Here is a 23933-nt window from a genome sequence, read left to right on the forward strand (position 1 = left end):
AAATGACTCCACGTGAGTTAGAGCAGTACCCGGTGGGCGCCCGCGCCCGCCGGCTACCGGGAGGAGTCTCCGATTCGGTCTCCGAATCAGAGCTGGACAGCAGTGTCGCCTTTGGCTACACTGTCCCTTTGCGCTGCCTGTTAGCTGCTCCGTGACTCGTCGCCCGGAGTTTGCGTTGCCCTGAAGGGGTCTGGCACCGCCTCCGCAAAGCGGCTCTGACCTGGGGTTTCGACTCCGGCAGAGGCCAGTGGCGAGGGAGGCGGCACCAAGCCCAAGCAGGCCCGGCTGGTACGCGCGTAGTGAGCTCCGAGCCCTCGGAAGGACCCCCCTCTTGGCCGCGCCGCGCAACGCCTCGAACAATTCCGCCGCATCCACCGCCCCGCTCCGCGTCTCCTTCGCGAAGATCAAGGAGCCCCTCGAGGTCCCGAACCTCCTGGCCCTGCAGACCGAGAGCTTTGACTGGCTGCTCGGCAACGCGGCCTGGAAGGCCCGGGTCGAGGAGGCGCTGGAGTCCGGTCAGGACGTCCCCACCAAGTCCGGTCTGGAGGAGATCTTCGAGGAGATCTCCCCGATCGAGGACTTCAGCGGGTCGATGTCGCTGACCTTCCGCGACCACCGTTTCGAGCCGCCGAAGAACTCCATTGACGAGTGCAAGGACCGTGACTTCACGTACGCGGCCCCGCTCTTCGTCACGGCCGAGTTCACCAACAACGAGACCGGTGAGATCAAGTCTCAGACGGTCTTCATGGGCGACTTCCCGCTCATGACCCACAAGGGCACGTTCGTGATCAACGGCACCGAGCGTGTCGTCGTGTCGCAGCTGGTCCGCTCCCCGGGTGTGTACTTCGACTCCACCCTGGACAAGGTGTCCGACAAGGACATCTACTCCTGCAAGGTCATCCCCTCGCGTGGTGCCTGGCTGGAGATGGAGATCGACAAGCGCGACATGGTCGGCGTCCGCATCGACCGCAAGCGCAAGCAGTCCGTCACCGTGCTGCTCAAGGCCCTCGGCTGGACCAACGAGATGATTCTCGAGGAGTTCGGCGAGTACGAGTCCATGCGCAACACCCTGGAGAAGGACCACACCCAGGGCCAGGACGACGCGCTGCTGGACATCTACCGCAAGCTGCGTCCGGGCGAGCCGCCGACGCGCGAGGCCGCGCAGACGCTGCTGGAGAACCTGTACTTCAACCCGAAGCGCTACGACCTCGCCAAGGTCGGCCGCTACAAGGTCAACCGCAAGCTGGGCAACGCCGAGTCGCTGGACTCCGGCGTGCTCACCGAGCCCGACATCATCGGTGCGATCAAGTACCTGGTGAAGCTGCACGCGGGCGAGACCGAGTGGCGTGACGGCGAGGGCCGCGACATCGTGGTCGAGGTCGACGACATCGACCACTTCGGCAACCGCCGCCTGCGCAACGTCGGCGAGCTCATCCAGAACCAGGTCCGTACGGGTCTCGCCCGCATGGAGCGCGTCGTGCGCGAGCGCATGACCACCCAGGACGTCGAGGCGATCACGCCGCAGACCCTGATCAACATCCGGCCGGTCGTCGCCTCCATCAAGGAGTTCTTCGGCACCAGCCAGCTGTCGCAGTTCATGGACCAGACGAACCCGCTGTCGGGCCTGACCCACAAGCGCCGTCTGTCCGCGCTGGGCCCCGGTGGTCTGTCCCGTGAGCGGGCCGGCTTCGAGGTCCGTGACGTGCACCCCTCGCACTACGGCCGCATGTGTCCGATCGAGACCCCCGAAGGCCCGAACATCGGTCTGATCGGCTCGCTGGCCTCGTACGGCCGGGTCAACGCGTTCGGCTTCATCGAGACGCCGTACCGCAAGGTCGTCGACGGTGTGGTCACCGAGCAGGTCGACTACCTGACCGCCGACGAGGAGGACCGCTACGTCATCGCCCAGGCGAACGCGCCGCTGACCGCGGACCTGCACTTCGCCGAGCCGCGCGTCCTGGTCCGCCGCCGTGGCGGCGAGATCGACTACATCCCGGGCTCCGAGATCGACTACATGGACGTCTCGCCGCGCCAGATGGTGTCGGTCGCGACCGCCATGATCCCGTTCCTCGAGCACGACGACGCCAACCGCGCGCTCATGGGCTCGAACATGATGCGCCAGGCGGTGCCGCTGCTGAAGAGCGAGGCCCCGCTGGTCGGTACCGGCATGGAGTACCGCTGCGCCGTCGACGCCCAGGACGTCATCACCGCCGAGAAGGCCGGTGTGGTCCAGGAGGTCTCGGCCGACTACGTCACCGTGGCCAACGACGACGGCACGTACACCACGTACCGCGCCGCCAAGTTCACCCGCTCCAACCAGGGCACCTCCTTCAACCAGAAGGTGCTCGTGGACGAGGGCGCCCGGGTCGAGGTCAACCAGGTGCTGGCCGACGGCCCGTGCACCGACGAGGGCGAGATGGCCCTCGGCAAGAACCTGCTCGTGGCGTTCATGTCGTGGGAGGGTCACAACTACGAGGACGCGATCATCCTGTCGCAGCGCCTCGTGCAGGACGACGTCCTCTCCTCGATCCACATCGAGGAGCACGAGGTCGACGCCCGTGACACCAAGCTCGGCCCCGAGGAGATCACCCGGGACATCCCGAACGTCTCCGAGGAGGTCCTGGCCGACCTCGACGAGCGCGGCATCATCCGGATCGGCGCCGACGTCGTCACCGGCGACATCCTGGTCGGCAAGGTCACCCCGAAGGGTGAGACCGAGCTGACCCCCGAGGAGCGCCTGCTCCGCGCGATCTTCGGCGAGAAGGCCCGCGAGGTCCGTGACACCTCGCTGAAGGTCCCGCACGGTGAGTCCGGCAAGGTCATCGGCGTGCGCGTGTTCGACCGCGAGGAGGGCGACGAGCTTCCCCCGGGTGTCAACCAGCTGGTCCGCGTCTACGTGGCGCAGAAGCGCAAGATCACCAACGGTGACAAGCTCGCCGGCCGCCACGGCAACAAGGGCGTCATCTCCAAGATCCTGCCGGTCGAGGACATGCCGTTCCTGGAGGACGGCACCCCGGTCGACATCATCCTCAACCCGCTGGGTGTCCCGTCCCGAATGAACCCGGGACAGGTCCTGGAGATCCACCTCGGCTGGCTCGCCAAGCAGGGCTGGGACGTCTCCGGCCTCGCCGACGAGTGGGCCAAGCGCCTCCAGGCGATCGGCGCCGACCAGGTCGAGGGCGGCACCAACCTCGCCACCCCGGTCTTCGACGGCGCCCGCGAGGACGAGATCACCGGCCTGCTGGACAACACCACCCTCACCCGCGACGGTGAGCGCCTGGTGAACTCCACCGGCAAGGCCCGGCTGTTCGACGGCCGCTCCGGCGAGCCGTTCCCGATGCCGATCTCGGTCGGCTACATGTACATCCTCAAGCTGCACCACCTGGTCGACGACAAGCTGCACGCCCGTTCGACCGGTCCGTACTCGATGATCACCCAGCAGCCGCTCGGTGGTAAGGCGCAGTTCGGTGGTCAGCGCTTCGGTGAGATGGAGGTGTGGGCCCTCGAGGCGTACGGCGCGGCCTACGCGCTCCAGGAGCTGCTCACCATCAAGTCCGACGACGTCCTCGGCCGAGTCAAGGTCTACGAGGCCATCGTCAAGGGCGAGAACATCCCCGAGCCCGGCATTCCCGAGTCCTTCAAGGTTCTCATCAAGGAAATGCAGTCGCTCTGCCTCAACGTGGAGGTGCTGTCCTCGGACGGCCAGTCCATCGAGATGCGGGACTCCGACGAGGACGTGTTCCGCGCCGCCGAGGAGCTCGGCATCGACCTGTCCCGGCGCGAGCCCAGCAGCGTCGAAGAGGTCTGACGGAGGCTGGGCCGGCCGCAGCGGCGGCCGGCCCGCCCCCAGGCCCCCCTCAGACCACATGAACGACTCTCGACTTACGAAAGAGGGCTTGACGACCAGTGCTTGACGTCAACTTCTTCGACGAGCTCCGCATCGGCCTGGCCACCGCCGACGACATCCGCCAGTGGTCGCACGGCGAGGTCAAGAAGCCGGAGACCATCAACTACCGCACCCTGAAGCCCGAAAAGGACGGCCTCTTCTGCGAGAAGATCTTCGGCCCCACCCGGGACTGGGAGTGCTACTGCGGTAAGTACAAGCGCGTCCGCTTCAAGGGCATCATCTGCGAGCGCTGCGGCGTCGAGGTGACCCGCGCCAAGGTGCGCCGTGAGCGGATGGGCCACATCGAGCTGGCCGCCCCGGTCACCCACATCTGGTACTTCAAGGGCGTGCCGTCCCGTCTGGGCTACCTGCTCGACCTGGCGCCGAAGGACCTCGAGAAGGTCATCTACTTCGCCGCCTACATGATCACCTGGGTCGACGACGAGCGCCGCCAGCGCGACCTGCCGTCCCTGGAGGCGCACGTCTCGGTCGAGCGCCAGCAGATCGAGAACCGCCGCGACTCGGACCTTGAGGCCCGCGCCAAGAAGGCCGAGACCGACCTGGCCGAGCTGGAGGCCGAGGGCGCCAAGGCCGACGTGCGCCGCAAGGTGCGCGAGGGCGCCGAGCGCGAGATGAAGCAGCTGCGCGACCGCGCGCAGCGCGAGCTCGACCGCCTCGACGAGGTGTGGGCCCGCTTCAAGAACCTCAAGGTCCAGGACCTGGAGGGCGACGAGCTGCTCTACCGCGAGCTGCGCGACCGCTTCGGCACCTACTTCTCCGGCTCGATGGGCGCGGCGGCCCTCAAGGACCGCCTGGAGACCTTCGACCTGGCGGAGGAGTCCGAGCGCCTGCGCGAGATCATCCGCACCGGCAAGGGCCAGAAGAAGACCCGTGCGCTGAAGCGCCTCAAGGTCGTCTCCGCGTTCCTGCAGACCACCAACAAGCCCAACGGCATGGTGCTGGACTGCGTCCCGGTCATCCCGCCGGACCTGCGTCCGATGGTGCAGCTGGACGGTGGCCGCTTCGCGACCTCCGACCTGAACGACCTGTACCGCCGCGTCATCAACCGCAACAACCGCCTGAAGCGCCTGCTCGACCTCGGTGCCCCCGAGATCATCGTGAACAACGAGAAGCGCATGCTCCAGGAGGCCGTCGACGCGCTGTTCGACAACGGCCGCCGCGGCCGTCCGGTCACCGGTCCGGGCAACCGCCCGCTGAAGTCCCTCAGCGACATGCTGAAGGGCAAGCAGGGTCGTTTCCGTCAGAACCTGCTCGGCAAGCGAGTCGACTACTCGGCCCGTTCGGTCATCGTCGTCGGCCCGCAGCTCAAGCTGCACCAGTGCGGTCTGCCGAAGGCCATGGCGCTGGAGCTCTTCAAGCCGTTCGTGATGAAGCGCCTGGTCGACCTGAACCACGCGCAGAACATCAAGTCGGCCAAGCGCATGGTCGAGCGTGCCCGTCCGGTCGTGTGGGACGTGCTCGAAGAGGTCATCGCCGAGCACCCGGTCCTGCTGAACCGTGCGCCCACCCTGCACCGCCTCGGCATCCAGGCCTTCGAGCCGCAGCTGGTCGAGGGCAAGGCCATCCAGATCCACCCGCTCGTCTGCACCGCGTTCAACGCGGACTTCGACGGTGACCAGATGGCCGTCCACCTGCCGCTCTCCGCGGAGGCGCAGGCCGAGGCCCGCATCCTGATGCTGTCCTCGAACAACATCCTGAAGCCGGCCGACGGTCGCCCCGTCACCATGCCGACCCAGGACATGGTGCTCGGTCTGTTCTTCCTGACCTCGGACCGCGACAACGTGAAGGGCGCCGGCCGCACCTTCTCGTCGACCGCCGAGGCGATCATGGCCTTCGACGCCCGCGACCTGGACGTCCAGGCCCCGATCGAGCTGCGCCTGCCGGCCGGCACCGTCCCGCCGCGCGGCTGGACCGCCCCGGTGGACGAGGACGGCCAGTCGACCTGGTACGAGGGCGAGCCCTTCCGCCTGACCACCACCCTGGGCCGCGCGCTCTTCAACGAGCTGCTGCCCGAGGACTACCCGTTCGTCGACTACGAGGTGGGCAAGAAGCAGCTCTCCGCGATCGTCAACGACCTGGCGGAGCGCTACCCCAAGGTCGTCGTCGCGGCGACCCTGGACAACCTGAAGGCGGCCGGCTTCCACTGGTCGACCCGCTCGGGTGTCACCGTCTCGATCTCGGACGTCATCGTCCCGCCGAGCAAGCCCCAGATCCTGGAGGGCTTCGAGGCGAAGGCGGAGAAGGTCCAGAAGCAGTACGAGCGCGGTCTGATCACCAACGACGAGCGCAAGCAGGAGCTCGTCGGCATCTGGACCCAGGCGACCAACGAGGTCGCGGACGCCATGGCCGCGAACTTCCCGAAGACGAACCCCATCTTCATGATGGTCGACTCGGGTGCTCGTGGAAACATGATGCAGATGCGCCAGATCGCCGGTATGCGTGGTCTGGTGTCGAACGCCAAGAACGAGACCATCCCGCGACCCATCAAGGCGTCGTTCCGTGAGGGTCTCACCGTTCTGGAGTACTTCATCTCCACCCACGGTGCCCGTAAGGGTCTGGCCGACACCGCCCTCCGTACCGCCGACTCCGGTTACCTCACCCGTCGTCTGGTCGACGTCTCCCAGGACGTCATCATTCGCGAGGAGGACTGCGGCACCGAGCGCGGCCTGAAGCTGGCGATCGGTTCCGTGGGCGCGGACGGCGTGCTGCGCAAGGCCGACGACGTCGAGACCAGCGTGTACGCCCGCATGCTCGCCGAGGACATCACCGTCGACGGCAAGCTGCTGGCCACCGCCAACACCGACCTCGGTGACGTCCTGATCGACGAGCTGATCCGCCACGGCATCGGCGAGGTCAAGACCCGCTCGATCCTGACCTGTGAGTCGGCCGTCGGCACCTGCGCCATGTGCTACGGGCGCTCGCTGGCCACCGGCAAGCTGGTCGACATCGGTGAGGCGGTCGGCATCATCGCCGCCCAGTCCATCGGTGAGCCCGGTACCCAGCTGACCATGCGTACCTTCCACACCGGTGGTGTGGCCGGTGACGACATCACCCAGGGTCTGCCGCGTGTCGTCGAGCTCTTCGAGGCCCGTACCCCCAAGGGTGTGGCCCCGATCTCGGAGGCCGCCGGCCGGGTCCGGATCGAGGACACCGAGAAGACCCGCAAGCTGGTCATCACGCCGGACGACGGCAGCGACGAGATCGCCTACCCGGTCTCGAAGCGTGTGAAGCTGCTGGTCAGCGAGGGCGAGGCGGTCGAGGTCGGCCAGAAGCTGACCATGGGTGCCACCAACCCGCACGACGTCCTGCGCATCATGGGCCAGCGTGCCGTCCAGGTCCACCTGGTCGCCGAGGTCCAGAAGGTCTACAACTCGCAGGGTGTGTCGATCCACGACAAGCACATCGAGATCATCATCCGGCAGATGCTCCGCCGCGTGACGATCATCGAGTCGGGCGACGCCGAGCTGCTGCCCGGCGAGCTGGTCGAGCGCGGCCGCTTCGAGCAGGAGAACCGCCGCGTCGTCGCCGAGGGCGGTCACCCCGCCTCCGGCCGTCCGCAGCTGATGGGTATCACCAAGGCCTCGCTGGCCACCGAGTCCTGGCTGTCGGCCGCCTCCTTCCAGGAGACGACCCGGGTCCTCACCGACGCGGCGATCCACGCCAAGTCGGACCCGCTGCTGGGCCTCAAGGAGAACGTCATCCTCGGTAAGCTCATCCCGGCCGGTACGGGCCTGCCCCGCTACCGCAACATCCGGGTCGAGCCGACCGAGGAGGCCAAGGCCGCGATGTACTCGGCCGTCGGCTACGACGACTACGACCTGTCGCCCTTCGGCGCCGGCTCCGGCCAGGCGGTCCCGCTGGACGACTACGACTACGGCCCGTACACCGGCTGAGTCACCTCCTGGCCCGACGACGGGCCCGGACCGCATGGGCGGTCACCCCGCACGGGGTGGCCGCCCTGCGGCGTTCCCGGCCCCTCCGCCGAGCGCTGCCGGTGGCCCGGAAGGAAGCCGGTTAGGACATTCGGCCGGAGTCTTGTAGAGTCGTGTTCACCGACGCGGGGTGGAGCAGCTCGGTAGCTCGCTGGGCTCATAACCCAGAGGTCGCAGGTTCAAATCCTGTCCCCGCTACTCGTTCGAAGGGCCCGGAGGCATCAAGCCTCCGGGCCCTTCGGCGTTCCCGGGGGCGGCCGGCTCCGTCGCACGGGGGAGGGGCGGGACCCGTTGCTCGCGCTCGCACCGCACGCCGTCCCGGCCCGAAGCGTGCCCCGGCCCGGGGGACCCGGATTTTCGGTGGCGGCGGGCGGGCCGCCGCCCGTACCGTCCGGGGCATGAACGCGAAGCGCCCCCTGATCGCCGTCCTGACCGGCGCGGGCATCTCGACGGACTCCGGCATCCCCGACTACCGCGGCCCGCAAGGGCTGTGGCAGAAGGACCCGTCGGCCCAGGAGCTGGTCACCATCGGGCCGTACCGGGACGACCCGGAGGTGCGCCGGCGGGCCTGGCGGATGCGGCTGGAGACGGGCGCACTGGCCGCCGAGCCGAACGCCGGGCACCGGGCGCTGGTCGACCTGGAGCGTTCCGGGCTGCCGCTGCGGGTGCTCACCCAGAACATCGACGGGCTGCACCAGAAGTCCGGGCTGACCGCCCGCAAGGTGCTCGAACTGCACGGCAACGCACGGGAGACGCAGTGCCTGCGCTGCCGGGTGGTCGGTTCGATGGCGGAGGCCCTGGACCGGGTCGAGGCGGGCGAGCCGGACCCGGCGTGCCGGGAGTGCGGGGGGATCCTGAAGCCGCGCATCGTGATGTTCGGCGAGAACCTGGACCCGGAGGTGCTCGGGCAGGCCGACTCGGTCGCCCGGGCCTGTGACGTGTTCATCGCGATCGGGACCAGCCTCCAGGTGTTCCCGGTGGCGGCGCTGCCGTACAACGCGGTGAAGACCGGGGCGAAGCTGATCATCGTGAACGGCGAGCCGACGCCGTACGACGAGGCGGCGGCCGAGGTGATCCGGGAGCCGATCTCCCAGGCGCTGCCCGAGCTGGTGCGCCGACTTGTCCTGGAGCGGGCCTGAGCAGGGGCCGGAAGGTCATATTCCCGGACGTACCGCGTGCGTACGATGATCTTTCCGGCTTCCCCCCTCATGGCCTGGAGTGATCGACCGATGACGACGACGGCGAAGTTCGACCCCTGGTCGGCGGCGTTCGTGGCCCACCCGTACGACGCGTACGCCGAACTGCGCGAGCACGCGCCGGTGACGTACTTCGAGCCGACGAACCAGTGGCTGGTCTCGCGCCACGAGGACGTCAGCGCCCTGCTGCGCGACCGGCGGCTGGGCCGCACCTACACCCACCGCTTCAGCCACGCGGAGTTCGGCCGCCCCGAGCCCGATCCGGCGCACGAGCCCTTCCACACCCTGAACGACCACGGGCTGCTGGACCTGGAAGGGCCGGACCACACCCGGCTGCGCCGGCTGGTCTCCAAGGCCTTCACCCCGCGCATGGTCGAGGGCCTGCGCCCCACCGTGCAGCGGCTGGCCGGTGAGCTGGTCGACGAACTGCTCGCGGCCGGCGGCGGCGACCTGATCGCCACCGTCGCCGAGCCGCTGCCGGTCGCCGTGATCGCCGAGATGCTCGGCGTGCCGGAGGGCGACCGGCACCTGCTGCGGCCGTGGTCCGCCGACATCACCGGGATGTTCGAGCTCAACCCGACCGAGGAGGCCGCCCGCCGGGCCGTCTCCGCGAGCATCGAGTTCTCCGACTACCTGCGCACCCTGATCCGCGAGCGCCGGGCGAACCCGGGGACGGACCTGATCAGCGCGCTGATCCAGGCCCAGGAGGGCTCCGATGCGCTCAGCGAGCAGGAGATGATCTCCACCTGCGTGCTGCTGCTCAACGCCGGTCACGAGGCGACCGTCAACACCACCGGCAACGGCTGGTGGGCGCTGTTCCGCAACCCCGAGGAGCTCGCCCGGCTGCGCGGCTCGGTGGACGAGCTGCTGCCCACCGCCGTCGAGGAGCTGATGCGCTGGGACACCCCGCTGCAGATGTTCGAGCGCTGGGTGCTGGAGGACATGGAGGTCCGCGGCGTCACCATCCCGCGCGGCGCCGAGATCGCCCTGCTCTTCGGCTCCGCCAACCGCGACCCCGAGCGCTTCGCCGACCCGGACCGCCTCGACCTCGGCCGCACCGACAACCCGCACATCACCTTCGGCGCCGGAATTCACTTCTGCCTCGGCGCCCCGCTTGCCAGACTGGAGCTCACCGAGTCCTACGGCACGCTGCTGCGCCGGGCCCCGGGCCTGCGGCTGGTCCGCGAGCCCGAGTGGAACCCGGGCTACGTGATCCGCGGGCTCAAGGAGCTGATGGTCGAGCTGTAACGAGTGGAGGGGGAGCGGCCGTGGGCAAGGCGACGGGGGCACTGCTGGGGCTGGCGATCGGGGACGCGATCGGCCGGGTGACCGAGTTCAGGAGCGTCGAGCAGATCGCCGCCGACCATCCGGACTGGCGGCGGCTCCCGCTGCCCGAGCGGGCGCTGGTCACCGACGACACCCAGATGACCCTCGCCCTGGCCCGCGGCCTGCGCACCGCCCTGGCGCGCGGGCCACTGACGCCCCTGCGGCTGGAGCGGCCGGTCCGCGAGGAGTTCGTCGACTGGTGGCGCTCCCCGCAGAACAACCGCGCCCCCGGCATGACCTGCCTGCGTGCCTGCGAGCGGCTCAGCCGTGCCGGGACCGCTTGGCAGCAGGCCAGCGACGTCGGCTCCAAGGGCTGCGGCGCCAACATGCGGGTCGCCCCGATCGGGCTGGTCCGCGAGCTGGACGCCCGGCAGCACTCCGGCGCCGCCCAGCTCCAGTCCGCGCTCACCCACGGCCACCCCACCGCGCTCGCCGCGAGCGACCTCACCGCGTACGCCGTCCGCAAGCTCGCCGAGGGCCTGCCGCCGTCCGGTCTGCCGGCGGTGCTGCGGGCGTACGCGGTGGCGAGCCGGGAGCGGTACGACGAGTTCTGGCTCGGCAACCTCGCCGACCGCTGGTACGGCGCCTCGCCGCAGGCCGTCCTCGCCCGGGGCTGGGACGACTGCCTCAAGGTGCTCGACCAGCTGGACGCCGCGCTCGCCGCCCGCGACCTCGACGCCGACCCCTGCCTGGCCACCGGAGAGGGCTGGGTCGCCGAGGAGGCCTTCGGCACCGGTCTGCTCTGCTTCCTGCTGCTGCCGGACGACCCGGTGGCGGCCGTCCGCCGCGCCGCCTACTCCGGCGGCGACTCCGACTCGCTGGCCTGCCTGACCGGCGCCTTCGCGGGCGCCCACCACGGCGAGGCGGCCTGGCCGGCCGACTGGGTGGAGCGGATCGAGCACCGGGACGAACTGCTGGAGTTCGGGGCGCTCTGGGACTGATCCAGGGCGCTCCGGACCGGACGGAACCGGTCTTCGGGGCGGCGCGTCGAAGGGCCATGACGAACCGCAGCACCGCAACCCGCCGCACCCTCCGCCGCCCGGCGGCGCTGCTCCTCGCGGCCGCGCTCGCCACACCGCTGCTCGCCGGCTGCGGCAGCACCGGAGCCGCCGCGCCCGTGGAGCTCCGGGCGTCCGGGCCCGCGAGCCGGCCGGCCGTCGACCCGGCCCAGCTGGCCGCCACCGCGACCGCCACCGACGCCTTCGGCCTGGACCTCCTGCACGCCCTGACCGCCCAGCCGGACGCCGCCGGGAGCAACCTCGTGGTCTCCCCGTCCGGCCTGGCCACCCTGCTGGCCATGCTGCTGCCCGGCGCCCGCGGCACCACCGCCGAGGAACTGGCCAAGGCCCTGCACACCGGGCTCGGCCCCCAGCAGTACGCGTTCGCCACCGGCGCGCTGAACCGGCCGGTCCCGGCCACCGACAAGCTCACCCTGCGCCGCAGCGACGACGTCTGGACGCAGCAGGGCCTGGCCGTCGCACCGGACTACCTGGCCACCCTCGCCGCCGCCTTCGACACCGGCGTGCACCAGGCCGACTTCGCCAAGGACCCGGACGGGGCCCGCAAGACCGTCAACGCGGCCGTGGAGAAGGCCACCGACGGCCGGATCAAGGACCTGTTCGGCCGGGACGCGATCACCCCGAACACCCGGCTGGTGCTCACCGACGCGCTCTACCTCAAGGCCGCGTGGGCCTCCGCCTTCAAGCCCTCGCACACCGCCGACCGCCCGTTCCACAAGCTCGACGGCTCCGCCCCGGCCGTCCCCACGATGGCGCAGACCGGGGACTTCAAGTACGCCGACGGTTCCGGCGGGATCGTCGGCGAGCCCTGGCAGGCCGTCGAACTGCCGTACGCGGACGGCGGGTTGGTGATGGACCTGATCGTCCCCGCGCAGGGAGGCTTCGCCGCCTTCGCCAAGGGTCTGGACCAGCCCCAGCTCGACCGCATCCTCGGCGCCCTCGCCGAGCGGCCGGTCGACCTCCAGCTGCCGCGCTTCCACTTCGGCACCTCGAAGGAGCTCACCCCCGCGCTGCGCGAGCTCGGCGTGCAGGCGGCCTTCGACCAGGCCGACTTCGGCGGCATCGCCAAGGACCCGCTGGTCGTCGGCACGGTGGTGCAGAAGGCCACCATCGAGGTCGGCGAGGACGGTACGGTCGCGGCGGCCGGCAGCGGTGCCGGGCTGGAAGCGGCGGCGGCGCCGAACGCCGACCGGCCGGTCCAGGTGCACCTCGACCGGCCGTTCCTGTTCCTGATCCGGGACGCCCGGGGCGGAGCGCCGCTGTTCCTCGGCCAGGTCACCGACCCGCAGGCCCGGTAGGCGCGCGGCCCGGGCGGCTCACCAGGCCGGGTAGCGCCCGCCGAGTCCCGGGTGCAGCGGGTCACGGCTGCCGAACAGCACCAGCAGGTCGTCCGCGACCTGCCGCAGCTCCGTCCGGCCCTCGACCGCTCCGGCCCACTCGGCGGGCAGCGCGGCGGCGCCGTACGCGGCCCCGACCAGGTTGCCGCAGACCGCGCCCGTCGAGTCGCTGTCCCCGGAGTGGTTCACCGACAGCAGCAGCGCGGTGCGCACCGGGTCGGGGTCCAAAGTGGCCGCCAGCAGTGAGTACACCGCGATGGCCAGGCACTCCTCGGCGATCCAGCCGAGCCCGACCCGCTCCACCGTCTCCGCCGCCGGCTCGGCCTCCTGGGCGAGCCGCACCGCCCGGGCCAGCGCCTGGACGATCTCCTTGGAACTCGGCAGCTCGCGGATCTGCTCCACCGTCTCGCCGACCGCGGCCCACGGCTCGGTGCCGTCCGCGAGCCGCTCGACCAGTGCCGCGAAGGCGCCCGCCGCGAGGTAACCGGTCGGGTGGCCGTGGGTGAGCTGGGCGCACTGTACCGCCAGCCCGAAGGACTGCTCGACACCCAGCCGGGCCAGCCCGAACGGCGCCGAGCGCATCACCGTGCCGCAGCCCTTGGAGCCCGGGTTGATCGGCCCGTTCAGCCCGATCGCGGACGGCGCCTCGAACACCGGGTGCTCGGACACCCCGCTCAGGCAGGCGTTGCCCGGCGCCCGTCGCGCGTACAGGAAGGGCCGGCTCAGCAGCCAGCCGTCGTAGGGGCGGGGCTGCGGCTCGGCGTCCGGCGAGGGCTGGTACTGGGTCAGCAGCCAGCGCCGGTAGGCGCCGTGCACGGCCTCCGGCACCGAGCCGCCGCCGCCCGTCCAGCCGCGGACGAAGCCGCGGATCAGGCCCTCGGCGGTGAACAGCGTCATCTGGGTGTCGTCGGTGACCTCGACCGGCCCGGGCCCGGCCGGCAGCCCGGTCACGCCCTGCGGTCCGTACCGGTCCTGGATCTGGTGGAGCTGCTGGAACTCCACCGGCCAGCCCAGCGCATCGCCGACCGCTCCGCCGAGCAGCGCTCCGCGCACCCGGTCCCGGTACCCCGACTCCGCCGCCGGTTCCGTCACGTCGAGTCCCCCTTCGTTCGTGGCGGACTACGTTCTATCAGGTCGCTCCGGGAACCGGGCGGCGCCTGTGGATCTTGTCGCGGGTCCGGGGTCCGGGGTCCGGGGTCCGGGGGCCGGTGCGGGGCGCGTGCCGGGCCGGTGCTGGGCCGGCGGCGACCGGTGCGGAGCCGTGGGACCCGCCCTACCGGCGGATCGCCCCGGCACGCCCGTGCAGCGCGGCCCGGTCGGCGGCGGCGCGCCCGGCCGCCCAGCCCACGCCGTCGCTGACCCGCACCCGCTGCGAGACCAGCTTCGGGAACAGCCGGCCGACCTCCTCGTCCACCGCCTCGGAGCGGGCGGCGAGCGCGGGCAGCAGCCGTTCGTCGGGCAGCAGCTGCTCCTCGGTGCCGTCCTCGCGCAGGTGCCGCCCGGCCGCGGCGGCGCTGGTGGCGCGCTCGGTCGCGGCGGTCAGCCGCTCGCGGATCCGCGCCGCGTACGCCACCAGGAAGGACTGCCGGAACGCCTTGCTGCGCGAGTCCTTGCGGGAGCCCGCCTTGTTGAGCGCGTGGGTGGCCTGCACCAGCAGCGAGGTGTACAGCAGCTCGACGCCGTCCAGGTCGCCGTCGAAGCCGACCACGGTGCAGAAGCCGAACTCCTTCGCCCACACCACCCGGCACCGGTTGGCCGCCGCGACCGCGTCCAGCAGCATCGTCTTGGGGCCCTCGTACGGGTTGTCCACCCCGATCCGCAGTGCCGCCGGAGTGTCGCGGTCGGCGTCGGCCGCGGCCAGCAGCGCCTCGTCGATGCTGTGCTGGGCCATCAGCTGCTGGGCCTTGGCGGTCAGCGCCTCGGCCTCCTCCGGGTACTCGGTGGACTCGGCCTTGGCCAGCAGCGCCCGGATCCGCGCGAGCATCCGCGGCTCGTCGGCCGTCGGCGCCGAGCGCTGAGGCCGTACGGCCTGCCCGGGGGCGGGCCCGACCGGGGCGATCGGCGGCAGCCGGCCCCAGGTGCGCAGCAGCTCCAGGACGGCGGTGGCGAGCGCGAAGCGGTCCAGCCGGTGCCGGTGGGCGAAGGCGCCGAGGTACTCCTCGTCGCCGGACCACCAGACCTCGGTCTCCAGCTCGCGCAGCTGCTCCCGCCAGCGCCGGTCCAGGGCGGCCGTGGGGTGGCGGCGGCCCTCGGCGGCGATCAGGTCCACCGCGAGCGCCAGGTGGACGGGCTTCAGCTCGCGCCGCACCACCCGGGCCAGGTCGGCGGGCCGCCATCCGGCGGACCAGCAGCGGCCGACGGCGGTGTCCGCGTGGCCGAGCAGCGCCCGGCTGACCTCCGGCCACTGCCCGGCCGAGGCGGCCAGCAGCGAGGCCCCGGTGTCCAGGGCGAGGTCCAGTGCGTCCTCCGGGGCCGTCAGCACCGACCGCACCGCCTGCTCCAGCAGCGGCCCGGCGGTCCCGGTCTGCTGCGCGCGCTTGCCCACGGTGTGTCCCTGCTCTCCTCGACGGTCCGGCCTCCTGCCCATGATGCCGGAGCCGCGGCGAGGACCGTCCGGCGAGCAGGCTGCCGAACCGTTTCACCGGGTGGGCGGGTTCCCCCGCTGCCCGGCGAAACGGTTCGGCTCGGCGGCGACTCGGCTCAGCGCTCGATGGCCTTGGCCAGGATCTCCGGCGTGCGCTCCAGCAGCCGGCCCGCCGCCAGCCGCACGCCCAGCGCCGCGACCAGGGCGCCGTACAGCGGGCCGATCAGCAGCACCGGCCAGTTCGGGCCGTCCGAGACCAGCGCCCAGGCGAGGTAGCCGCCGACCGGCAGCGCCAGCACCGAGACGCCGAGCATCGAGCCGAACTGGTTGAGCAGGATCAGCCCGCCCTGCCCCGGGGCGGCGTTGCGCATCGGGTTGCTGTCGGCCGGCATGGTGTACGGCGCCAGCACGCTGAACATCGAGCCCAGCGCGATCCCGCAGCCGAGCAGCGTCAGCGCCAGGCCGAGCGCGGACGGCAGCTCGCTCCACTGGCCGGTGACGGCCGCCAGCACCAGTCCGAGCATCACCGTGACCGGGACCGCGTACGACAGCACCGCGTACGCCCGGCCGCGCAGCTCGGACCGGGCGTCGGCCGGGGTGCGCAGGGTGGCGGCGACCATCCAGAACGCCGAGCCGTCCATGCCGAACAGGTTGAGCATCTGCAGTCCGAGGAACACCCCGGTCATCGCCAGCAGGTAGACGCTCGCCCAGCCCTGGACCATCGACAGCACGCAGATCACCAGCGTCATCCCGATGCTGGTGAACAGTGCCGCCTTGGCCCGCGGCTCGCGCCAGGCGTACCGCAGGTGGCGCTGCATCACCGCGCCGGTCCGGCCCTGGGGCAGGAAGCCCCAGCCGCGCGCCTTCTGCACCCCGCGGGCCACCTCCAGGGTGGAGGAGTCGGCGGTGACCATGAGCTCCTGCAGGCTCCGCCGCCACCACCGCAGCAGCAGCGCCAGCAGCACGGCGGCCGCGGCGAGCTGGAGCAGCGCCGCCCCGTACCGGCCCTCGCCGACGGTGCGCGGCGCGTCCGCCGCGCTGATCGGCGGGATCCAGCGCAGCACCGAGGCGATCGGCTTCAGCGGGCTGAGGTCGATGGGCCCGCCCCGGCGGCCGAGGATGCTCTGCGAGCCGACATTGGCCACCTGCACCAGCAGTGCGAAGGCCAGCCCGCCGAAGATCGCGAAGTCCTTGCCGCGCCGGCTGGAGAGCATCCGGGCGTTGCCCGCCGCGACCGCCCGGGAGAGCGTGACCAGACAGAGCACCGCGAGCGGCACGCCGAGCACGGCGACCGCGGCCGAGGCGCCGCCGGCCGCGCCGGCCAGCACCGCGCCGGTCACCAGCACCAGGCTGATCAGCGGCCCCGGCCCGATCAGCGCGGCCAGCAGCGAGCCGCGCAGCAGCGGGCCGGGCCGCAGCGGCAGCATGGTCAGCCGGGTCGGGTCGGCGCTCTCGTCGCTGGAGAAGAGGAACAGCGGCAGCGCGGCCCAGCCCAGGGTCAGCACGCCGAGCAGCATCACCCCGGCGTCCCCGGAGCCCTCGTACCGCCCGTTCAGCGCGGTCATGCCGACGGCGACGCCGGCCGCGAAGGCCAGGCCGGCCATGGCGCCGATCACGTAGACGGCGGTCCGGCCGGGGCTGCGCCGCAGCCCGTTGCGCAGCAGCCGCAGCTTGAGCGCCACCAGGGCGCGGACGACCGTCCGCCCGTCGGGCACCGAGGCCGTACTCATGCGCCCACCTCGCTCCGCTCGGCAGGGGCATTCGCCCGTACGCACCTTTCGATGGTGACCTCGCTTCGCTCGCTCACCGTGCGCCCCCGGCCTGCCCGCCGCCGAGCCAGCCGAGCGCCTGCCCGTCGTCCTCACGCACGCCGATCAGGTCCAGGAAGGCCTCGTGCAGGCTGCGCCCGCCCCGTACGGAGTCCAGCGGACCCTGGGCTATCACCCGGCCGGCGTTGACCACCGCGACCCAGTCGCAGAGCTGCTCGACCAGCTCCATCACGTGGCTGGAGAAGACCACCGTGGAACCGGCCGCCGCGTACCGCTTGAGCACACCGCGGATGGTCTGGGCGGAGACCGGGTCGACGCCCTCGAAGGGCTCGTCCAGGAACAGCACGTCGGGGTTGTGCAGCAGCGCGGCGGCCAGACCGATCTTCTTGCGCATGCCGGTGGAGTAGTCGGCGACCAGCTTGTCGGCGTCCCGGCCGAGGTCCAGGACGGCCAGCAGCTCCTCGGCCCGCCGGTCCACCTCGGCGCCGGGCAGGCCGCGCAGCCGCCCGGTGTACTGGAGCAGCTCGCGCCCGCTGAGCCGCTCGAACATCCGCAGGCCCTCGGGCAGGATGCCGATCCGGGCCTTGACCGAGACCGGGTCCGCCCACACGTCGGTGCCGTGCACCAGGACGGTGCCCTGGTCGGGCCGGAGCAGCCCGGTGACCATCGACAGCGTGGTCGTCTTGCCGGCGCCGTTCGGCCCGACCAGGCCGATGAACGCCCCGGCCGGCAGCTCCAGGCTCAGCCCGGCCACGGCGGCTTGGGCGCCGAAGTGCTTCCAGAGCCCCTGGATGCTGACGGCGGGCGGGGTTCCCGGCCCGGGGAGGTCGGAGGACGGCGGCGCTGACGCCTGCATGGCGGCCTTCTCTGCTCGTAGTGGTGAAAAGTCGTGGTGGAGAGTTTCTCGGGGCCCAGCCTGCCACTGCTCGAACAGGCTGTCGCCCGAGTTGAGCATCCCCTGAATGTGCCCGCCGAACGGGTGAGGCACGCCGGGCCGGTATCCGCATCCCGGCGGCTACTGGCCCGATCTGGCAACTACTCAGCTCGGCTGTTCGTCCTGCACTATGAGGAAGCAGTGACGTGCGCGGGGGTGCCGCGCTACCCGGAGGTGGCGGATGTCCGTACAACCATGGGGCGAGCCCGGTTCCGGCAATCCGCCCGGCAAGTGGCCGGCGGGGGACCGGCAGCCCGCGGCGGCGTCGCAGGCCGCGATGCGGGCGGGCCACGCGGACCGGGACCGGACGCTCGACGTGCTCAAGGCCGCGTTCGCCGAGGGACGGCTCTCCGCCCAGGAGTACGAGCAGCGCCACGAGGCGGTGGCCGCTTCGCAGACCTACGGCCAGCTGGCCGCGCTGGTGGCCGACCTGCCCTCCGGACCGATGGCGGTGCCGCCGGTCGCCGTGCCGTCCGTCCCGGCGACCTTCCTCCCGCCGCCGCCTCCGCCCCGCCCCACCAATGTGCTCGCGGTCACTTCGCTGGTGCTCGGCGTGTGCGGCTTCTCCCTGCCCGCCGTGGTCACCGGCCACATCGCCCGGTCGCAGATCCGCCGCCGCGGCATGAACGGTGACTGGGCGGCCGTCACCGGTCTGGTCGTCGGCTATGCGGGCACTGCGCTCTGGACCTTGATGATGCTGCTGGTTACCGTCGCCGCCGTCGGCGGACCGCACTGATCCCGCCCGACTCACGAGCCGTCATCGGGAGGGTGCCATTAGTCCCGCGGGGCTCCGTTCGGTACGGTCTTCTCGTCCATGGCTGACGCTGCCTGTTGCATCTCGTCGACGCGAGCACCCACCACGCCCGGCCATGGGTGCCGCACGCCGAGTTCGGACCGACCCGAAGGCCCATTTCCAGATGATGATCACTGCCGTCAAGAGCATCGCCGAGCGGCTTTCGTCCTCGCCCCGGCGGCTGTGGGCGGTCGCGTTCGCGATCCTGTTCGCGCTGAGTGCGTCCTGGGCGCTGGCGACTCCGATCGGCGGCGCGCCGGACGAACCCGCGCACCTCATCCGGGCAGCCGCGGTCGCCCGGGGCCAGATCAACGGCACCGAGGTCATGACCCCGCACGAGGTCGGCGGGATCAAAACCCACTGGGCCGAGAGCGGGGTCGAGCTCCCGCGGATCTACGAGGACCTGTCGGAGACCCATCTCTGCTACGCCTTCAAGCCCTGGCAGTCGGCCGACTGCGCACCCGCGCTCAAGCACAGCCCCGGCACGGCCGAGGTGACCACGTCGGCGGGCCGCTACCACCCGGCGTACTACTTCGCCGTCGGCTGGCCCAGCCTGCTGCTCCCGGGCAAGACGGCCTTCTACCTGATGCGCCTGATGTCGGCCGCGATCTGCTCCGCCCTCGCGGCGAGCGCGGTGGTCTCGGCGGCGGAGTGGCGTCGGCGTTCCTTCACCCTGTTCGGGGTGGTGGCGGCCACCACCCCGATGTCACTGTTCATGTTCGGTGTGGTCAACCCGAACGGCCCGGAGATCGCCGCGAGCATCCTGGTCTGGAGCGCTGCCCTGGCGCTGCTGATGAGCCCGGACCCCGAGCTCCTGAACCGCCGCCTCGCCCGGCTCGGCATGGGTGCGGTGGTGCTGATCAGCATCCGGCCGTTGGGCCTGATCTGGTTGCCCGGGGCGGTCCTCTTCGCCCTGCTGCTCGGAAGCAGGGACGCGCTGCGCACGGTCCTGCGTCACCGGACCACCTGGATCTGGGGCGCCGTGACCCTGGTCACGGCCGTCCTGGCCCTCCTCTGGTCCTCGACCCACCCGGACCACTCGGTCATCGACACCCCGAGGGGTCTCACTCCGCTGGCCGCGGCTCGTAAGACCTTCGACAACGGTCTGACGTACATCAAGCAGATGATCGGTTACTTCGGCTGGCTGGACGTCGAGCCGCCGGCCGCGACGCTGCTGCTGTGGAGCGGCGTGGTGGTCGCCCTGGTGCTGCTCGCGCTCTGCTACGCGCGGCGTCGGGACGCACTGGCCGTCCTGGGGGTCCTTGCCGGGATCGTCGTCATACCGCTGGTGGCCCAGGCCCTGCAGGCGCGGGAGCTCGGCATGATCTGGCAGGGCCGCTACCTGCTGCCGTTCGCCGTCGGGCTGCCGATCGTGTGCGCCGCGGTCTGCCACGAGCGGCTGCCGGGCGGTTTCGCCTGGCGGCGACTGCTGATGCTCTGTTCCGGCGCGCTCGTCGTGGCCGACTTCGCGGGGTTCGTCTGGGCGCTGCGCCGCATCACGGTCGGCAACGGTGGGTCGTTCTTCATCAGCCCGGCCCACTGGGCGCCGCCGGTGGGCTGGCAGCCCTGCGTGGCGTTGTACGCGGTGGCCGTGGTGGCCCTGGGGCTGCTCGTCGCCGTGCCGGACAGGCAGGGGGCGGACCGGCAGCTGGACGCGTCGCCGGCCGGGCCCTCCGAGGGCGGTGACGACGGTGGGAGCGCCCAGCTCGCCGCCGTTCGTGTACAGGCGTAAGGTTTCGCGATGCGGGGGGTTCTCGGCCATGGTATGGGCGCCGCCCGCGTCGGTTCCCGTCCCGTTTCGAGTCCAAGCCCCGCGACCTGCGGCGTTGCATTTGTTTTGACCGCGCCCGATGCGCTAGGTACGCTCTGACCTTGTGCCTGGGGTGTCCCCGGGTCCTTGTGCGTGCATGCACACCGGTCGCCGCGCCGAGCCGGAGCGCTTCCCAGCGCGCCGCGCGTAGAGCGCCGTCGCTGTACATCAGCTCATGGGATTCCGTGTCGTAACAAACCCAACACACCCGACCGCGTGGGTCGACCACGGGGCCGTGTGCGAGGGAGACATCGCAGGTTAGTTCCACCAAGCCTTGGCACACAGAAAACGGAGAAACGGTGCCTACGATCCAGCAGCTGGTCCGAAAGGGCCGGCAGGACAAGGTCGAGAAGAACAAGACTCCCGCGCTGAAGGGCTCCCCGCAGCGCCGTGGGGTCTGCACGCGTGTGTACACGACCACCCCGAAGAAGCCGAACTCGGCTCTCCGCAAGGTCGCCCGTGTGCGCCTCACCAGCGGGATCGAGGTCACCGCTTACATCCCGGGCGAGGGCCACAACCTGCAGGAGCACTCCATCGTGCTGGTGCGCGGTGGTCGTGTGAAGGACCTTCCTGGTGTCCGCTACAAGATCATCCGCGGTTCGCTCGACACCCAGGGTGTCAAGAACCGCAAGCAGGCCCGCAGCCGCTACGGCGCCAAGAAGGAGAAGTAAGAATGCCTCGTAAGGGCCCCGCCCCGAAGCGCCCGGTCATCATCGACCCGGTTTACGGCTCCCCGGTCGTCACCCAGCTGGTCAACAAGATCCTGCTGCACGGCAAGCGCTCCACCGCCGAGCGGATCGTCTACGGCGCCCTCGAGGGCGTCCGCGACAAGACCGGCTCGGACCCGGTCGTCACGCTGAAGCGCGCGCTGGAGAACGTCAAGCCGGCCCTCGAGGTCAAGTCCCGCCGTGTCGGTGGCGCGACCTACCAGGTTCCGGTCGAGGTCCGTCCGGGCCGCGCCAGCACCCTGGCGCTGCGCTGGATGGTCGGTTACTCCCGCGCCCGTCGCGAGAAGACCATGACCGAGCGCCTGATGAACGAGATCCTCGACGCCAGCAACGGCCTGGGCGCTTCCGTGAAGCGTCGCGAGGACACCCACAAGATGGCCGAGTCCAACAAGGCCTTCGCGCACTACCGCTGGTAGTCCGTACCCCGTCACTAGACAGAGAGAGAACGAGCCACCATGGCTGCAACCTCCCTTGACCTCGCCAGGGTCCGCAACATCGGGATCATGGCGCACATCGACGCGGGCAAGACCACCACCACCGAGCGGATCCTGTTCTACACCGGTGTCTCGTACAAGATCGGTGAGGTCCACGATGGCGCTGCCACCATGGACTGGATGGAGCAGGAGCAGGAGCGCGGCATCACGATCACGTCGGCCGCGACGACCTGTCACTGGACGGTCGACGGCGTCGACAACACCATCAACATCATCGACACCCCGGGTCACGTCGACTTCACCGTCGAGGTGGAGCGTTCGCTGCGCGTCCTCGACGGTGCCGTGACGGTGTTCGACGGTGTCGCTGGTGTCGAGCCCCAGTCCGAGACCGTGTGGCGGCAGGCTGACCGCTACGGCGTCCCGCGCATCTGCTTCATCAACAAGCTGGACCGCACGGGCGCGAACTTCTTCTTCTGCGTGCAGACCATCGTGGACCGCCTCGGCGCCACCCCGCTGGTCATGCAGCTCCCGATCGGTGCCGAGTCGGACTTCCAGGGCGTCGTCGACCTGGTCCGCATGAAGGCTCTGGTCTGGTCCGCCGAGGCCGCCAAGGGCGAGATGTACGACGTCGTCGACATCCCGGCCGAGCTGCAGGAGCAGGCCGCGGAGTACCGCGAGGCGCTGATCGACACCGTCTCGAACGTCAGCGACGAGATCATGGAGCTCGCCCTCGAGGGCGAGGACATCCCGGTCGAGCTGCTGCAGGACGCGATCCGCAAGGGCACCCTGAACTCGGACTTCACCCCGATCTTCTGCGGTACCGCCTTCAAGAACAAGGGCGTTCAGCCCCTGCTCGACGCGGTCGTCAAGTACCTGCCGTCGCCGCTGGACATCGAGTCCATCGAGGGCACCAAGCCCAACGACCCGGACACCAAGATCTCCCGCAAGGCCTCGGACGACGAGCCGCTGTCCGCGCTGGCGTTCAAGATCATGTCCGACCCGCACCTGGGCAAGCTCACCTTCGTCCGGATCTACTCCGGCCGCCTGGAGTCCGGCACCTCGGTGCTGAACGCCGTGAAGGGCAAGAAGGAGCGCATCGGCAAGATCTACCGCATGCACGCGAACAAGCGTGAGGAGATCGAGTCGGTGGGCGCCGGCGACATCGTCGCCGTCATGGGCCTGAAGCAGACCACCACCGGTGAGACGCTGGCCGACGAGAAGAACCCGGTCATCCTGGAGTCCATGGACTTCCCGGCCCCGGTCATCCGCGTCGCCATCGAGCCCAAGTCCAAGGGTGACCAGGAGAAGCTGGGTGTCGCCATCCAGCGTCTCGCCGAGGAGGACCCGTCCTTCCAGGTCAACACGGACGAGGAGACCGGCCAGACCATCATCGCGGGTATGGGCGAGCTGCACCTCGAGGTGCTCGTCGACCGTATGCGCCGTGAGTTCAAGGTCGAGGCCAACGTCGGCAAGCCGCAGGTCGCGTACCGCGAGACCATCCGCCAGGCGGTCGAGCGCATCGACTACACCCACAAGAAGCAGACCGGTGGTTCCGGTCAGTTCGCCAAGGTGCAGATCGCGATCGAGCCGCTCGAGCAGGCCGAGGGCTACGAGTTCGTCAACAAGGTCACCGGTGGCCGCGTTCCGCGCGAGTACATCCCGTCGGTCGACGCCGGTTGCCAGGAGGCCATGGAGTTCGGTGTCCTCGCCGGCTACCCGCTCCAGGGTGTCCGCGTGAGCCTGCTGGACGGCCAGTCGCACGACGTCGACTCCTCCGAGCTCGCGTTCAAGATCGCCGGTTCGATGGCCTTCAAGGAAGGCGCGAGGAAGGCCAAGCCGGTCCTCCTCGAGCCGATGATGGCCGTCGAGGTCACCACGCCCGAGGACTACATGGGCGACGTGATCGGCGACATCAACTCTCGCCGTGGCCAGATCCGGTCCATGGACGAGCGTCACGGTGCCCGCGTCGTCACGGCGCTGGTGCCCCTCTCCGAGATGTTCGGCTACGTCGGTGACCTGCGCAGCAAGACCTCTGGTCGCGCGAGCTACTCGATGCAGTTCGACTCGTACGCCGAGGTTCCGAAGAACGTGGCGGACGACATCATCGCCAAGGCCAAGGGCGAGTGACGTCCCGATATTCGGGACGATAGCGAAGCCTTTAGGC

Annotated in this window: 15 protein-coding genes and 1 tRNA gene; 12 read left to right on the plus strand and 4 right to left on the minus strand. The window is 70.7% G+C overall.

Going from position 1 to position 23933, the window contains the following annotated elements; translation table 11 throughout:
- Window positions 1-331 precede the first annotated feature (331 nt).
- The 7 genes from rpoB to AB0O11_RS02280 all read left to right on the plus strand — a co-directional run bounded on the left by rpoB (window position 332) and on the right by AB0O11_RS02280 (window position 12678).
- Window positions 332-3808 carry a DNA-directed RNA polymerase subunit beta gene (gene rpoB, locus AB0O11_RS02250; RefSeq protein ID WP_363380882.1) on the plus strand — a complete coding sequence of 1159 codons (3477 nt, stop codon included), beginning with the start codon at window positions 332-334 and terminating at the stop codon, window positions 3806-3808.
- Between the two features lie 98 nt (window positions 3809-3906).
- A complete protein-coding gene (locus tag AB0O11_RS02255; protein ID WP_363380885.1) occupies window positions 3907-7800 on the plus strand; it encodes a DNA-directed RNA polymerase subunit beta' in 3894 nt (1297 codons plus the stop codon).
- A 163-nt stretch (window positions 7801-7963) separates the two neighbouring features.
- Window positions 7964-8037 (plus strand) — tRNA-Met (locus AB0O11_RS02260).
- Between the two features lie 200 nt (window positions 8038-8237).
- The gene (locus AB0O11_RS02265) at window positions 8238-8978 is read left to right on the plus strand and encodes a Sir2 family NAD-dependent protein deacetylase (RefSeq protein WP_363380888.1); all 741 of its coding nucleotides are present in this window, start codon (window positions 8238-8240) and stop codon (window positions 8976-8978) included.
- A gap of 90 nt (window positions 8979-9068) precedes the next feature.
- A complete protein-coding gene (locus AB0O11_RS02270; RefSeq protein ID WP_363380890.1) occupies window positions 9069-10283 on the plus strand; it encodes a cytochrome P450 in 1215 nt (404 codons plus the stop codon).
- 20 nt (window positions 10284-10303) lie between these two features.
- The gene (locus AB0O11_RS02275) at window positions 10304-11302 is read left to right on the plus strand and encodes an ADP-ribosylglycohydrolase family protein (protein WP_363380893.1); all 999 of its coding nucleotides are present in this window, start codon (window positions 10304-10306) and stop codon (window positions 11300-11302) included.
- 56 nt (window positions 11303-11358) lie between these two features.
- Window positions 11359-12678, plus strand: coding sequence for a serpin family protein (locus AB0O11_RS02280; protein WP_363380896.1), 1320 nt, complete (start codon window positions 11359-11361; stop codon window positions 12676-12678).
- A gap of 18 nt (window positions 12679-12696) precedes the next feature.
- Here the strand turns inward: AB0O11_RS02280 and AB0O11_RS02285 are convergent, their stop codons facing one another.
- From AB0O11_RS02285 to AB0O11_RS02300, 4 genes are all read right to left on the minus strand, one after another.
- Window positions 12697-13809: an ADP-ribosylglycohydrolase family protein gene (locus AB0O11_RS02285; protein WP_363380898.1), complete on the minus strand. Its 1113-nt coding sequence runs from the start codon at window positions 13807-13809 to the stop codon at window positions 12697-12699.
- A 181-nt stretch (window positions 13810-13990) separates the two neighbouring features.
- Complete coding sequence (locus tag AB0O11_RS02290) at window positions 13991-15262, minus strand: DUF2786 domain-containing protein (RefSeq protein WP_363380901.1); 1272 nt, start codon at window positions 15260-15262, stop codon at window positions 13991-13993.
- Window positions 15263-15417: 155 nt separating this feature from the next.
- Entirely contained in the window at window positions 15418-17031 is a 1614-nt protein-coding gene (locus AB0O11_RS02295; RefSeq protein ID WP_363380903.1) for a transporter, read from the minus strand.
- A gap of 73 nt (window positions 17032-17104) precedes the next feature.
- Entirely contained in the window at window positions 17105-17926 is an 822-nt protein-coding gene (locus tag AB0O11_RS02300) for an ABC transporter ATP-binding protein (RefSeq protein WP_363380906.1), read from the minus strand.
- A 259-nt stretch (window positions 17927-18185) separates the two neighbouring features.
- On the opposite strand from AB0O11_RS02300, the gene AB0O11_RS02305 reads away from it, so the two are divergent.
- The 5 genes from AB0O11_RS02305 (at window position 18186) to fusA (ending at window position 23896) form a co-directional block, all read left to right on the plus strand.
- The gene (locus AB0O11_RS02305) at window positions 18186-18740 is read left to right on the plus strand and encodes a DUF1707 and DUF4190 domain-containing protein (protein WP_363380909.1); all 555 of its coding nucleotides are present in this window, start codon (window positions 18186-18188) and stop codon (window positions 18738-18740) included.
- Window positions 18741-18921: 181 nt separating this feature from the next.
- Window positions 18922-20529 (plus strand): DUF2142 domain-containing protein, encoded by a 1608-nt coding sequence (locus tag AB0O11_RS02310; RefSeq protein WP_363380910.1) that lies wholly within the window; start codon window positions 18922-18924, stop codon window positions 20527-20529.
- Window positions 20530-20906: 377 nt separating this feature from the next.
- Window positions 20907-21278, plus strand: a complete 372-nt coding sequence (gene rpsL / locus AB0O11_RS02315) for a 30S ribosomal protein S12 (protein WP_014144289.1) — start codon at window positions 20907-20909, stop codon at window positions 21276-21278.
- A 2-nt stretch (window positions 21279-21280) separates the two neighbouring features.
- Complete coding sequence (gene rpsG, locus AB0O11_RS02320; protein ID WP_030232420.1) at window positions 21281-21751, plus strand: 30S ribosomal protein S7; 471 nt, start codon at window positions 21281-21283, stop codon at window positions 21749-21751.
- A 39-nt stretch (window positions 21752-21790) separates the two neighbouring features.
- Window positions 21791-23896 (plus strand): elongation factor G, encoded by a 2106-nt coding sequence (fusA, locus tag AB0O11_RS02325; protein WP_363380911.1) that lies wholly within the window; start codon window positions 21791-21793, stop codon window positions 23894-23896.
- Window positions 23897-23933: the final 37 nt, after the last annotated feature.

The organism is Kitasatospora sp. NPDC093102 (assembly GCF_040683915.1).
Lineage (GTDB): Bacteria > Actinomycetota > Actinomycetes > Streptomycetales > Streptomycetaceae > Kitasatospora.

What these genes read in the sequence shown, in the direction of transcription:
- AB0O11_RS02280 (WP_363380896.1), top strand. Translation starts at nt 11,359, where the DNA reads ATGACGAACCGCAGCACCGCAACCCGCCGCACCCTCCGCCGCCCGGCG.
- AB0O11_RS02310 (WP_363380910.1), top strand. Translation starts at nt 18,922, where the DNA reads ATGATGATCACTGCCGTCAAGAGCATCGCCGAGCGGCTTTCGTCCTCG.
- fusA (WP_363380911.1), top strand. Translation starts at nt 21,791, where the DNA reads ATGGCTGCAACCTCCCTTGACCTCGCCAGGGTCCGCAACATCGGGATC.
- AB0O11_RS02270 (WP_363380890.1), top strand. Translation starts at nt 9,069, where the DNA reads ATGACGACGACGGCGAAGTTCGACCCCTGGTCGGCGGCGTTCGTGGCC.
- rpsG (WP_030232420.1), top strand. Translation starts at nt 21,281, where the DNA reads ATGCCTCGTAAGGGCCCCGCCCCGAAGCGCCCGGTCATCATCGACCCG.
- AB0O11_RS02305 (WP_363380909.1), top strand. Translation starts at nt 18,186, where the DNA reads ATGTCCGTACAACCATGGGGCGAGCCCGGTTCCGGCAATCCGCCCGGC.
- AB0O11_RS02295 (WP_363380903.1), bottom strand. Translation starts at nt 17,031, where the DNA reads ATGAGTACGGCCTCGGTGCCCGACGGGCGGACGGTCGTCCGCGCCCTG.
- AB0O11_RS02265 (WP_363380888.1), top strand. Translation starts at nt 8,238, where the DNA reads ATGAACGCGAAGCGCCCCCTGATCGCCGTCCTGACCGGCGCGGGCATC.
- AB0O11_RS02300 (WP_363380906.1), bottom strand. Translation starts at nt 17,926, where the DNA reads ATGCAGGCGTCAGCGCCGCCGTCCTCCGACCTCCCCGGGCCGGGAACC.